The organism is Aeromonas sp. QDB03 (assembly GCF_027707985.1).
GTDB classification, from domain to species: domain Bacteria; phylum Pseudomonadota; class Gammaproteobacteria; order Enterobacterales; family Aeromonadaceae; genus Aeromonas; species Aeromonas hydrophila.
Window position 1 is genome coordinate 36372 of the sequence record NZ_JAPCJG010000004.1, and the last position, 12282, is coordinate 48653.

Here is a 12282-nt window from a genome sequence, read left to right on the forward strand (position 1 = left end):
CAACCAGGCCGGCACGTTAATATCCTCAGTTGTTATTATGTTGCCGCGATATTATTGCGAGACGTCGGTGCCGAAATATTTCTGCGATATTTTCTGATATGCGCCATCCTGCTTGGCATTGCGCAGCGCCTGATTGATGGCGGCCAGCAACTCGGGTTGTCCCTTGGCGAGCAGGGCCCCCGATTGATCCCCCTTGGCCTCGGTGGCCGCCACCTTCAACTTGGCGTCCGGCTTCTGTTTCTTGAAGTCGAGAAAGGAGAGGCTGTCGTTGAGGGTAGCATCCACCCGCCCGGTCAGCACCAGTTCAAGGGACTGGTTGAATCCCTCGGTGGCCACCACCTCGGCGCCCGATGATTTCGCCAGCTGAGCGAAGTTGCTGGTCAGCGACTGGGAGGATTTCTTGCCCTTCAGATCGGCAAAACTCTTGATGCTGTGGTTGTCGCTGTGCACCACGATCACCGCCTTGGAGGTGATGTAGGGGTCTGAAAAGTCATATTTTTTCAGCCGCTCAGGGGTGATGGCCACTTCGTTGAGCACCAGGTCGTAGCGCTTGGCGTCCACCCCGGCGATGAGACCGTCCCACTTGCCCTCGACGAACTCGGGCTTCACGCCGAGACCGCTTGCGATGAGCTCGCCGATCTCCACGTCAAAGCCCACCAGCTTGCCGCTCTTGCCGTGATAGGTGAAGGGAGGATAGGCCCCTTCGGTGCCGATCTTGATCACCCCGGCCCGCTGGATCTCGGCCAGGCTTGACTGTGCCTGTACCGAGGTCATCAGTGCCAGCGGAAGTGCCGCCATTAAAAACAGGGAGTGCCGTTTTTTCATTATTCACCTCGTTATATTTATGAACATCCAGAACGCTTGCCAACCACCACAAAATAAAAACTGCCGGTTATCATGTTTACATTAATTATCGGCAGAGATAACTTTCATAATGCTTGCCGGCGGTATGGATGAAACATAACGTGGCGCATGGCATGACCCAACCATGAAATACGGGGATATTTAGCGAAATAATGGATAACGAAAAAATAGTGACCGGGCTGGCCGAGGAATAGCTCCGCTGGCGGCGCTCCGCCAGCGGAAACCATATCAGGCGGGTTGCGACTCCCGCGGGATACTGGTGACCCAGTGACGACGCCAGTGCGGCGCCTCGTAGAGATCGGGCCAGAATTCGGTCTGATGGCAGATGGTATTGCCACGCACCGTGTGGAAGGTGATGGCACGCGCCTCGACTTCACCGTCGGTGATCACCACTTCGGTCACCACCTCCCGCCCCTGCTCCAGCAGGCGAACGACATCGAAATTCCAGGGCCCGGCCGCCGGGTAGCGTCGATTGATCTCGACGAAGTTGGCCCGCCCCTCGATCCGCTCCCCCGACTGGGGCCAGTCACAGAGGAAGTCATCGCTCAGCCACCTGGAGGCCTTGACGAAATCGTTGCTCTGCATGGCCTGCCAATAGGCCTCCACCACTGCTTTTGGTTCCATGGTCTTGTTTTCCATGCCTGTCCCCTACAACCGCACCACCAACCACTCCCCCTTGCCCACCGGCACCAGCGAGGTCGCGAAGGCCGGATCCTGCTCCACCTCTGCCATCCACTCGGCCAGCTCCTCCCGATGGGAGATGGCATTGTCCACCACCAGCAGACCGCGGGGGGCCAGCAGGCGCTGGATCTCGGGCCACCAGGCCTGGTAGTGCTGGCGATCGGAGTCGAGGAAGATGAGCGGGTAAACGGCCGTCGGCAGGGTGGGCAGCAGCGTGCCTGCTTCGCCCGCCAACTGCTCAATCCAGGGTTCGAGCCCGGCCCGCTGAAAGTTGGCGGCCGCCATGGCCCGTTTGCCCTCGTCCAGCTCGATGGTGGTGACCCGGCCCCCCAGCCGTTTGACTGCCTCGGCCAGCCAGAGGGTGGAGTAACCGTTGGAGGTGCCGATCTCCAGCACAGCATCGGCCCCCCTCGTCTGTACCAGCACCGCCAGCAGCTCGCCGGTATCGCGGGTAATGTTGAGCATCTTGCTGCCACGGGACTGTTGCGCGCCGTCATTCTGCTCGCCAAACAGCTCCAACTCCCGTTTCAGTTGTTCCAGTGCCATGTCTCCTCCTTGACGGTGTAAACGAGTCGGCCCGGTGCATGGCATGGCTGGACCGCCCCTCATGTTCATCATTTTGCTGCCGGCCCGCTCGGTGGCGTATCCCCCAGCAGGTAGCGGGGACCCTCACCCTGTCCGGCGGCCTGATCATCCGGATTGTAAAGTGCGCAGTGCTCCAGCGAGAGGCAACCGCAACCAATGCAGGCGCCGAGCTTCTCCTTGAGCTGCTGCAGAGCCGTGATGCGCCGATCGAGCAGGCTCTGCCACTGGCCGGCAATGCCGTCCCAGTCGCGGCGATCCGGGGTGCGCCCCTCGGGCAGGCCGGCCAGGGCTTCCCCTATCTCGCCCAGACTCAACCCCATGCCCTGCGCCACCCGGATGAAGGCGATGCGGCGCAGCACATCCTGCGGATAGAGCCGCTGGCCCCCCTCGCTGCGGACACTGCCAATCAACCCCTTCTGCTCGTAGAAGCGCAGGGCGCTGGCCTTGACGCCCGAGCGTTTGGCTATCTGGCCGATGGCCAGCCATTTGCGTTCCATCGCCACGCTTGACCTCAAGTTAGCTTTAACTTGCACAATCCTGTCTCCCCTTATGAAAGGAGTCAAATGATTATGCATTATCTTCATCATCTTCATCATCTGCTCGATGCCAATCGAGCCTTTTCCGTCAACGGACGCGGCACCACCAACCACTGCCCGATGGCATTGCACGCCCTGCACGAGATGGGCGCCAATCCCCGCCAGCTGCAGCAGTTCTTCGCACACTGGCAGGCCAACTATGCCCTGCCGGGGGGTGAACAACAGCAGGGGGATGAGGAGGAGCTGCAGTTTGTCCGGCTGCGTCAGCAGTTGGCAACACGGCTGGCCGACGAGGGTTGGCTACCCACCTTTGCCAGCCTGCTGGAGCAGGGTCTCTCGCCGGCCGGCGGCGCCTTCCATCCGCTGATCCGCTTTGCCTGCGCGCTGGAAAATGGCCATCTGGGAGAGCAGGCCGCCGCATTGGCCGCCTGGCAGTGCAGCCCCCTGTGGGTGCCGGCCGGGCAGCGGGCGCCGGTGCAGGATATCGACGCTCTGCTGAGCGCGCTGGCCCAGCAATGGGAAGGCGCACGCTGGCAGGGCGAGTGGATCACCGAGCGACTGCGGCAGGTGACGGATACGCCGACCTGGGCGAGCGGGTTGCCGAGCGGGGTATCATCATCGGATCTGCTGGTGCAGCTGGCCGACGCGGCCCTCGCCCTCTACTGGCAGACCGGCAATTTTACCGTGCTGCACATGGTGACCGGTAGCCGCGCCGCCGCCATCGTCGCCAGCTATCTGCCAGCGCCATGGCAAGCGCGCTGGCAGACCCTGATGTGGCAAGCGGTGGCGGCCGCCTATGTCACGGTCGGTACGCCGTCACTGCAGACGCCGGTCTGGCCCGATACCGGCAAGCTGGCGTGGCAAAACGTGCTGGCCCGGGCAGTGGCGAGCCTCGACGATCATGTGATCAAGCTGGTGCATTGCTGCTGGCGAGAGGGGCTCGCCAGGCCTTTGCTGGCAGACCGTTATCTGGCGGTGGCCGCCCGCGCGGCGGGGCTGCTGGCGCCACTCACCGGGCCGGATGTCATCTAGGTAGTACACAGGGGCTGCCCTAGGAGGCGGGCAGCCGGGTGAAGTGAATGACGGGGCAGCGGGGAGCCACGCCCCGGGTCAGGGTTAGCGGCTGGGCGCGGTAGCTCAGTTGGTAGCGGCCAGGGTGGGAGAGATCGTAGACCAGGGTCAGATCCGCATCGGCCTGGCTCTGCTGACCGGCCCCCAGCAAGAAGAAATCCTCGGCGCCCGGGTTGCCCCGTTTGGCCAGCGGGCCCTTGTAGGGTATCGGCCGATCATCGAGGGTGAGATCGATGGCATCGGCAAACCAGCCTTCGAACGGTGTGAACCAGCTCAGCACCTCGAGCGGCCCCTCCCCCCGGTTGGTCAGGGTCATCACCAGCGGCAGCGGCTCGTTGACCCGGCTTTGTGCCTTGACCGACAGATCGCACTGCAGGGGGGCCAGCGCCAGGGTGGTGAGCAAGAGTGTCATCATGGTCGCTCCTTCCTGTGACAAACGACATGGACAAGAAGGGGCCTTGCGGCCCCCGGTCGGCAAATCAGTTTTCGCTCGGCGTATTCTCGGCGAAGTACTCGTGGTTGTCGGCGTTGTTGAGCGCCTTGACCGGATCCGTCTTCGCCAGGTTGCGGGCATTGGCCTGACCGTAACCCAGATCGTCGGTGCCCGCCACCACGTTGAAGTGGCTCAGCTCGTGGACGATGGTGCCGGCACGGGAATCGGTCCCGCTGACCGGTGCAGTCCAGAAGCTCTTGCACAGGTATACCTTGTAGGGCTGATCCGGATAGACATAGGCAAAGTAGCTCTGCTTGCAACCGCAGTCGAAGGTGAGCGGCTTGTTGTCGATGGCATCCTTGATCTTGCTGAAGTGGGTCTCGGCCTGCTCCCAGCGCGACGCATCATAGGCACCAAACCAGCTGCGGTAACGCTGGCCTTCCGGCTTGTCCACCGCCAGGTAGCTGCTGGAGTTGTTGGTGATGCCGCTGGCCGCATCGAGCGCCGCCAGGATGTCGCTCTTCTGAGTGTTGGTACAGCGGCCGCTGAAGCTGACCGAGGCGGTCACCGCCTGCGGCTCGGCCAGGGGGGCCGCCTTGGCCAGCACCCGCTCGTCACTCACTCCGTCCACCCACAGGGTCACCGCATTGGATTCGCTCGCCTGGGCCTGCTTGGCCTTGGCGACTTTCGCCTCTTGCGGCAACGTCGGCAGCAGGTAGCGGATGCTGTACTGGCCCTGGGCACTCATGTCGTAGAGACCGGAGACCTCGGCCTGCACCGTCAGGCTCTGGCCGGCCTTGAGCAGCTGGAAGTCCTTGTCGGTCGGGGCAGCCCGCTTGATCAGGGCCCCCTCGTAGCTGACCGGCTGGCCGTCCCGCTCCACCAGGAACAGGGGGGCATCCTCGCTGCCCGGCAGTTGCCATTTGAGCAGGCGAACCGGCTTGTCCCCGCTGTTGGTCAGGGTCAGGTTGACGCGCACGTCGTCACTGTTGCCATCCACCAGGGTGAGCTGGGCATCGAGCCCTGCGGCGCAGAGCGGGGAGGCCAGCACGCCGGCCAGCAACAGGGCAATGGGAGTCGCTTTCATCATGTTTCCTCATTCATTGAGTGTCGCCTTGTCAGGCGGTTTGCTTCCTTCAAGGCCCTCTTTGGGGCCCACTCACCCTAGAGCAGTTTTTTTCCGCGACCATCCCACCATATGGGGGACGCCCCCCAGGATAGGGGGAATGCCCAATGTCCCCTCTTGCTGCGACAAGAGTCGCGGTGCCCTCCCCTTTCTCATGCCTGCCACTCCGCCCCGCGCCCATAAAAAACCCCGGCACCGGGCCGGGGTCTCAGACAGATGGAACAAACCCAGCTCAGGGGCCCATCAGCAGCGCCAGCGCCGGTTGTGCGTTGCCCGGCATCAGCCGGTAAGCCTTGTGGTGCTTGACCAGGGTAGTTTTCTTGTTGCCCTGGCTCAGTAGCAGGCGATGGGCAAAGGCCACCCGTGCCAGCCGGGCCTCGTCGCCGCGCACATAGAGGGTGAGCGGCTTCACCAGCTCGCCCGCCTCGATGTGGCCCTGATACTCGCTGGCGCTGATGATGAGGCTCGGCTGACCGCCCGATTGCAGGCGCAGCTTGGCGCTCACCTCGCTGTCGGTAATTACTAACCAACCCTCGGCCGCGAGCTCGGCCAACAGGGCGGCCAGCCGGCTGCCGAGCCCGGTCGGTTCGGCCATGGCCCGCTCATACTGGCTCATGATCCGCTCAAGCAGCCCCTTGAGATCGGCGCCGGCCCCCAGGGTGCGACCAAGCTGCACCCAATCCTTCAAATCCTCCATCACCAGCCGGGAGAAGCGCTTCTCCTTGAGGGAGTCGGCCATCCAGGTGCAGAGAAAATGGCTCTCTTGCGCCGGGGTACGCTTGCCAGCCTTCTGCTCGGCGGTGCGGGCCAGTTCGGCCAGACTCTGGCTGGCCATCTCGAACAGGGCCTGATTGTAGGTAGGAGCGGTCATAAGCAATCCTTGAGTTGACTACCAGGAGTCAACACCGATGACAGAGATGGCAAAGGCGCCAGTGGCGCCTTTGCGGTTCAATAGAGCGGCCTGCGCGCCTTATTTCGGCTGGCGCGGCTTCTTGGCGGCGGCCATACGCTTGAGGCGCTGGCCCTGCAGCTTGGCCTCGGCCATGGCCTGGGCGGCGGCGTTGTCTTCCCGCTGCGGGCGTTTGCCGAAGCGACGACGCTCCTGCAGCTGCTTGATCAGCTCGTCGCGGCTGCTCACCTCGTAGCCCGGCACCATGATGCGGCGGATCTTCTGGCCGATCAGCGCCTCGATCTCCAGCAGGGTGCGCTCTTCTTCACGGCTGACGAAGGAGATGGCCATGCCGCTCTTGCCGGCGCGGCCAGTACGGCCGATGCGGTGCACGTAGTCTTCAGCCAGGAACGGCAGATCATAGTTCACTACGTACTCGAGATCCGGGATATCCAGGCCACGGGCGGCCACTTCGGTGGCCACCAGCACCCGCAGCTTGCCTTCGGTGAACTCGCGCAGGGCGCGGCGGCGGCTGCCCTGCGCCTTGTCGCCGTGCACCACGGCCGACTTGATGCCGTCGAGGTTCAGCTCGGCTACCAGCTCGTCGCAGCTCTCGCGGGTACTGGCAAATACCAGCACCTGCGGCCAGTTCTGCTTGCCGATGAGCTCGGAGAGCAGCTCGCGCTTGCGCTTCTGCTCCACCGGATAGACGGTGTGGCTGACGGTATCGGCGGTGGAGTTCTGCTTGTTGACGCTCACTATCTGGGGCTTGTCCAGCATCAGGTTGGCCAGCTTCTTCACCGCCTCGGAGAAGGTGGCGGAGAACAGCAGGTTCTGACGGGTCTTGTTGACTGCTTGCAGGATCTGCTGCACATCGGCACTGAAGCCCATGTCGAGGATGCGGTCCGCTTCATCCAGCACCAGGCACTCGACACCGGAGAGGCTCAGGTTGCAGGCGGTGAGGTGCTCCAGCAGCCGGCCCGGGGTCGCCACTATGATGTGAGCGCCCGCTTTCAGTTTTCTGGCCTGCACATCCTGCTTGCCACCGCCGTAGATGGTGAGGGTGGTGATATCCAGATGCTTGGCGAAGTCATTGATGTTGCTCGCCACCTGGGCCGCCAGCTCGCGGGTCGGGGTCAGGATCAGCACCCGGGCGTTGGACGGCTGCACCGGCGCCGGATTGTCCACCAGCCGCTGCAGGATAGGCAGGGCAAAGGCGGCGGTCTTGCCGGTACCGGTCTGGGCGCTGGCCAGCACGTCACGACCGCGGCGGATGGCCGGGATCGCCTGCTGCTGCACAGGGGTCATCTCCTGATAACCGCACTCTGAGATGGCGCGCAAAATCTCGGGGGCAAAATCGAACGATTCAAATCTCATAATGGGTTCCTGTGTTCCAGCTGGACTGTGGCTGGCTTGGTTAGCTCGGCATGAGCGAAAAGTCGGTGCAGACCACCGACGGCTGTGCCTGACATCAAGTCAGAGAGTGGCCGGAAAATGGCGGGCGCGAAGTGTAACAGATAGATGGCGCAAATTCTGCCTCAAATACGCGCCCTTTTCATGGGGCCAGGGCCGCCTGGCTGGCAAGGCGAACACGCCCCGCCAGCAGCCCTTCATGCCCGTGCGGGAGTTCAGCCACCTCGACCATTCTGGGCCAGGAAGTCTCTTTGGAACAGGCACATGCGAATGGCGGTGCGGTATTGGCCATCGATGAAGAACTCCTCTTTGAGCTCCCCTTCCGGCTCGAAGCCCAGCTCCTGATAGATGTGGATCGCCCTGGCATTGTCCCGATCGACGATGAGATAGAGCTTGTGCAGGTTGAGCACATTGAAGCCGTACTTCATCGCCTTCAAGGTGGCGGTCTTGGCATAGCCCTTCCCCTGATGGGCGGGGGCGATGATGATCTGGAATTCGGCGCGGCGATGGATGCTGCGGATGTCCACCAGCTCCACCAGCCCCACGTTGTCCCCCGCCACCTCGAGGATGAAACGGCGCTCGTGCTGGTCGTGGATGTGCTTGTCATAGAGCTGGGCCAGTTCCATGTACGCCTCGTAAGGCTCCTCGAACCAGTAGCGCATGATGCTGGCGTTGTTGTTGAGTTGATGGACGAACTTGAGATCCTCGCGCTCGAGGGGGCGAAGGGTCAAGGTGTCGTGGGATGACATAAGGTACCTGCTTGCAGCGTGAAGGGGCGCCGGCCAGGGGCGGCGGCGCCATGAAGAGTGAGAGCAACAGACGGCGGGGCCCCTGCCCCGGCCGGTCAGCGAATGCGGTTGGTCGGGCGCTTGAGCAGCCGGATGGCGATGGCGGCCATGGCGATGACGAACAGGCCGAGGGAGGTCACCAGCAGGCACTTGGTCAGCAGCTCGTGATACTGGGCGAACAGCGGGGCAGCCATCACGGCCTTGCCCACCAGGCTCAGCACCAGGGCCCAGAGGAAGGCGCTGGCAAAACTGGCGATCATCACCCGCGGCAGGTGCAGCCGCGAGACCCCCATCAGCATGGGCGTCAGCACCCGCACGAAGGGCACGAAACGGGAGGAGAACATGGCCCAGAAGCCGTAGTTGTGCAGCAGGCGGGAAGCCCGCGGCAGGCTGCCGTCCGGGATCATCCGCTCCACGTGGCCCATGAAGGCGGTGCCGTGCAGCGCCTGCCCCTGCACATAGGCGATCAGGCTGCCAAGCCCCGCCGCCAGCGGCATGTAGAGCAGCGTCACTTCGGGGCCGAGCACCCCCATCCCCACCAGCCCGCCGGCCAGCAGCACCAGGCTGTCGCCGGGCAGGGGCAGAAACACGAAACTCGATTCGAGAAAAAGGATCACCACCAGGCAGGTGACGAGCAGGCCCACCGCCTGCATCTGGATCAATTGGTCAAAGTCCTGTTGCCATATGGCAAGCAGCATGTCCTGCATCTGGTGACTCCCATCAACTTCGTGAGCATCCATCCTGGGTGGCCTGACGGCCTCCGGTGCGGCAGACCCTCCCTGTCGCCAACCCCTTTTCTCCCTGAGGGTGGCCCGTTATACACCCGGCCAAGTGAACAAGAAATTAATACAGGTCATGGATAGGGGAGATAATCGGCCAAGGCCATCAAAAAATCGGGCCCCTCCGGCTGGAGGGGCCCAGACAGCAAAACGGCGTCAACTGCGCTTGAGGCGCTGCAGCTTGGTGAGGGTGAGCAGGGTCTGGGCCGAGAGATCGCACACCGACAGCACGAAGGCCAGTTCGTCGGGATGCCATACCTCGCTCAGCCTGGCCCGCTCGGCGATGATGAAACCGAGCAGCTCATCCCCCTGCTTGAGGGGAGCCATCAGGATGGTGCCGGAGAGCCCCTCCAGCCCGAGCTGGGCCAGCATGGCGCCAAAGCGCGTCAGGTCGTAGGGCTCGCGCAAGATGAGGCAGGGCTCATGCTCGGGCTTGGAGACCTCATAGCGCCCCTGGATCAAGGCATAGGGCAGGTGAAAGCCCTGCTGGTGATGGAGCTTGGGCAAAAAGAACAGATCCTGGCAGTACATGCTCTGCTTGTCTTCGGCACTGAACCAGACGCTGGCCCGCGCCGCGCCGGTGCCGGAGCAGATCGCCTCGTTGATGTGGCGCGCCGCCTGGCCCGGATCCTCGCCGCTCAGCAGATCGCTCTTGGCCAGATGAATGAGGGCGCCGTGCTGCAGTTTCTGGCGGGCTTCGCTGTCGAGCTGGCGCTGACGCAGGCTGTCCAGATGATCGAGCATCCGATTGCAGTCAATGGCCACCTGGGAGATCTCGTCGTTGCCCTCCACCAGCAGCCGGCGCACCGCGCCGTCGTCGCCGATGAGCCGCAGATTGGCGCTCAGCCGCTGCAGACGGGCGGCGATATAGCCGTTGAGGATCAGCAGCACCAGAGCCCCGAACAGCAAGGTCCCCAGACTCAGCAGCCAGAAGATGTGGCGCTCGATGGCCTTGCCCTCCAGCATCAGATCCCGTGGCAGGGTGAAGCGAAAGATGAGCGGGGAGTCCTCCTGCACGGTATCGATCTGGGCCAAGGTGAGCAGTCGCTCCTCCTGCGGCAGGATCAGGCTGTCGTTGGCCCTGAGCCGGGCCAGGGTGGTGACCCCCAGGCTGGTGGCCAGCTGCTGCGGGCTCAAAAAGGAGAGCGAGAGATTGGTGCGCTTTTGCAGCTGATGGACCAGCCGGGTGGTGAAGGCCTTGAGCAGCAGCAGGGTGCCGCGACTCGGCCCCTCCCCCTCGCTGGTCAGGATCTGGGTGGCGGCCAGCAGGTAGTAACGCTCGCCGTCAAACCAGATGCCGGCATTGGGCTTGAGACTGCCGTAGCGCACCAGATAATCGGTGAGGGAGGCAAGCTGGGCCGGCGTCTGCGTCACCAGCTGGCCGCCATGATAGGCAAACGCCGCCTGCGGCTGCTTGTCGGCATCATAGAGGGCCACCAGATCGACCCCCAGGGTCTCGAAGGTGCGCACGTTGAGATTCGCCGCCAGATAGGCGGGATCGCGGCTCACCATGTAGGCGTAGGTCTCGTCCCACTCGGACCAGTCCTGCCCCAGCATGGTGAGCTGGCCAAGCTCGGCCAGCACCACGGCCCGGACCCGCTCGCGGTTGCGCTCCACGCTCATGCGCTCCAGCTCGCCGAACTTGTTGCCGACCACATAATGAAGGCCGACATAGCCGACCCCCAGCAACAGCAGCAGCGTCAGCACTATGGTCAGCGTAATCTTGCGGCTGATCTTCATCTTTACCCACACTCCCGAACAGGTGACCCATTGAGTTTAATGGATTTTGCCTCTACGCCTGTTCCTTGCGCGAAAAAGCTCGCCAGAGCGACCAGCCTGCGGCGCCATGGCGTGAATGGGCACAAATGGCGTCATCCGGCTCACGGTTGGGGCTGCCAAGCGAACAAAAAATCGCTACAGTGTAACCGTGCCTCATTGGAAGAGGCTTCACGGGATCCCGGCATGTTCACACCTCTCACCCTTCCGCTTCGCCCCGCCCTGCTGCTTGGCCTGCTGTGCAGCTGCCAGGCCATGGCCGACGACGACTCGCGGGTGCAGCAGCGCGCCAACGCCGTGGTGTCGCTGATGACCTTCACCGTGGTGCCCGACATCACCGCCAGCAACATCAACATCGGCAGCGGCACCAATCAATCCTCGGCCCTCAACATGACCCAGATCGGCGGCGGCGCCACCATGAGCGAGAGCGTGCCGATTTATCTGGAAGGAACCCTGGGATTCAGCCGCTACGATCCCCAGTTCGTGGTCAGCAACGGCAGCGAGAGCCGCACCGTTCCCACCAAGTGGAACAGCCTGACCGCCACCGGCGGGATCGGCTGGGACATAGGGCTGCACCGGGACAGCCACGGCGGCAACTGGGTGCTGCGCCCCATCGGCAACGTCACCCTCGGCACGGTGGCGAGCGATCTGCGCATCGGCAACTGGCTGCTGGGCCAGTACACCGGCAAGAACCTCGATTTTCTCGATGGCGGCCGGCTCGACGTCTACGGCCTCGGTGGCGCCATGATGCTGGACTACGAGCTGTTTTCCCCCGGCCAGGACATCGACGCCGAGCTGCGTTACTCCTATCAGCACCTGCAGAGCTTTGGCGGCACCGCCGCCAGCGTGACCGGCCAGGCCAACGCCGAAAACCTCGGCCTCTATCTGCGCCGGCGCGCCCCCATCGGCAATCTGACGCTGCTGGGCAAACCCGTGCGCTACGTGATGGAGGGGGCCCGCACCGAATACCTGGGCGAGCAGCGCGGCCTGCTTGGCTTCAACTCCCTCAACTCCCTCGGCCTCGGGGTGGAGCTCGACAGCAGCAAGTACGATATCTTCGTCACCCGCACCCGGCTGGTGGCCCGCTATATGTTCAGCCACAACACCAGCGGCTACGGCGTTGGGCTGGCGATGAGCTTCTAGGCCACTCCCTGCGGCTGCTTCCCTCTCTGGCGTTGGCACAAAAAGAGTGATGCGCCGCTCAGTTGGTGCAAGCCGTCACACATTCCCTCTGGTCAACTCGCTACAGTAGTTCACTTCGGCACCCCATTTTCCGGATGGCGCCAATCCTCTGGTGCCAAGCCAGACTCACGCCAATCAGAGTGCCCCGTCGCCAGGGAG

Annotated in this window: 13 protein-coding genes; 2 read left to right on the plus strand and 11 right to left on the minus strand. The window is 63.3% G+C overall.

The genetic code is table 11. The features are described from left to right. Positions 1–51: 51 nt before the first annotated feature. The 4 genes from PG900_RS11615 to soxR form a co-directional block, all read right to left on the minus strand. Positions 52–825: an amino acid ABC transporter substrate-binding protein gene (locus PG900_RS11615; RefSeq protein ID WP_270831486.1), complete on the minus strand. Its 774-nt coding sequence runs from the start codon at positions 823–825 to the stop codon at positions 52–54. 267 nt (positions 826–1092) lie between these two features. Continuing rightward, positions 1093–1503, minus strand: a complete 411-nt coding sequence (locus tag PG900_RS11620; RefSeq protein WP_016351173.1) for a nuclear transport factor 2 family protein — start codon at positions 1501–1503, stop codon at positions 1093–1095. Between the two features lie 9 nt (positions 1504–1512). Beyond that, complete coding sequence (locus PG900_RS11625) at positions 1513–2091, minus strand: O-methyltransferase (RefSeq protein WP_118880913.1); 579 nt, start codon at positions 2089–2091, stop codon at positions 1513–1515. 68 nt (positions 2092–2159) lie between these two features. Then, entirely contained in the window at positions 2160–2627 is a 468-nt protein-coding gene (gene soxR, locus PG900_RS11630) for a redox-sensitive transcriptional activator SoxR (protein ID WP_017410890.1), read from the minus strand. A gap of 72 nt (positions 2628–2699) precedes the next feature. Here soxR and PG900_RS11635 point away from each other — a divergent pair, with 72 nt between their 5' ends. Beyond that, entirely contained in the window at positions 2700–3698 is a 999-nt protein-coding gene (locus PG900_RS11635) for a questin oxidase family protein (protein ID WP_442866158.1), read from the plus strand. A 19-nt stretch (positions 3699–3717) separates the two neighbouring features. Here the strand turns inward: PG900_RS11635 and PG900_RS11640 are convergent, their stop codons facing one another. The 7 genes from PG900_RS11640 to PG900_RS11670 form a co-directional block, all read right to left on the minus strand. Further along, complete coding sequence (locus tag PG900_RS11640) at positions 3718–4152, minus strand: hypothetical protein (RefSeq protein ID WP_024945781.1); 435 nt, start codon at positions 4150–4152, stop codon at positions 3718–3720. A 64-nt stretch (positions 4153–4216) separates the two neighbouring features. Further along, complete coding sequence (locus tag PG900_RS11645) at positions 4217–5260, minus strand: M35 family metallo-endopeptidase (RefSeq protein WP_162901881.1); 1044 nt, start codon at positions 5258–5260, stop codon at positions 4217–4219. A gap of 268 nt (positions 5261–5528) precedes the next feature. After that, positions 5529–6167 (minus strand): DUF2913 family protein, encoded by a 639-nt coding sequence (locus PG900_RS11650; RefSeq protein WP_118880912.1) that lies wholly within the window; start codon positions 6165–6167, stop codon positions 5529–5531. Between the two features lie 99 nt (positions 6168–6266). Next, a complete protein-coding gene (locus tag PG900_RS11655; protein WP_162901880.1) occupies positions 6267–7562 on the minus strand; it encodes a DEAD/DEAH box helicase in 1296 nt (431 codons plus the stop codon). A 251-nt stretch (positions 7563–7813) separates the two neighbouring features. Then, positions 7814–8347, minus strand: a complete 534-nt coding sequence (gene speG / locus PG900_RS11660) for a spermidine N1-acetyltransferase (protein WP_016351180.1) — start codon at positions 8345–8347, stop codon at positions 7814–7816. Between the two features lie 95 nt (positions 8348–8442). Beyond that, positions 8443–9093, minus strand: coding sequence for a DedA family protein (locus tag PG900_RS11665; protein WP_045527294.1), 651 nt, complete (start codon positions 9091–9093; stop codon positions 8443–8445). 228 nt (positions 9094–9321) lie between these two features. Then, positions 9322–10905 carry a CHASE4 domain-containing protein gene (locus PG900_RS11670; RefSeq protein WP_118880911.1) on the minus strand — a complete coding sequence of 528 codons (1584 nt, stop codon included), beginning with the start codon at positions 10903–10905 and terminating at the stop codon, positions 9322–9324. A 222-nt stretch (positions 10906–11127) separates the two neighbouring features. Between PG900_RS11670 and PG900_RS11675 the strand changes: the two genes are divergently transcribed. Further along, entirely contained in the window at positions 11128–12084 is a 957-nt protein-coding gene (locus tag PG900_RS11675; RefSeq protein WP_270831488.1) for a hypothetical protein, read from the plus strand. Positions 12085–12282 lie beyond the last annotated feature (198 nt).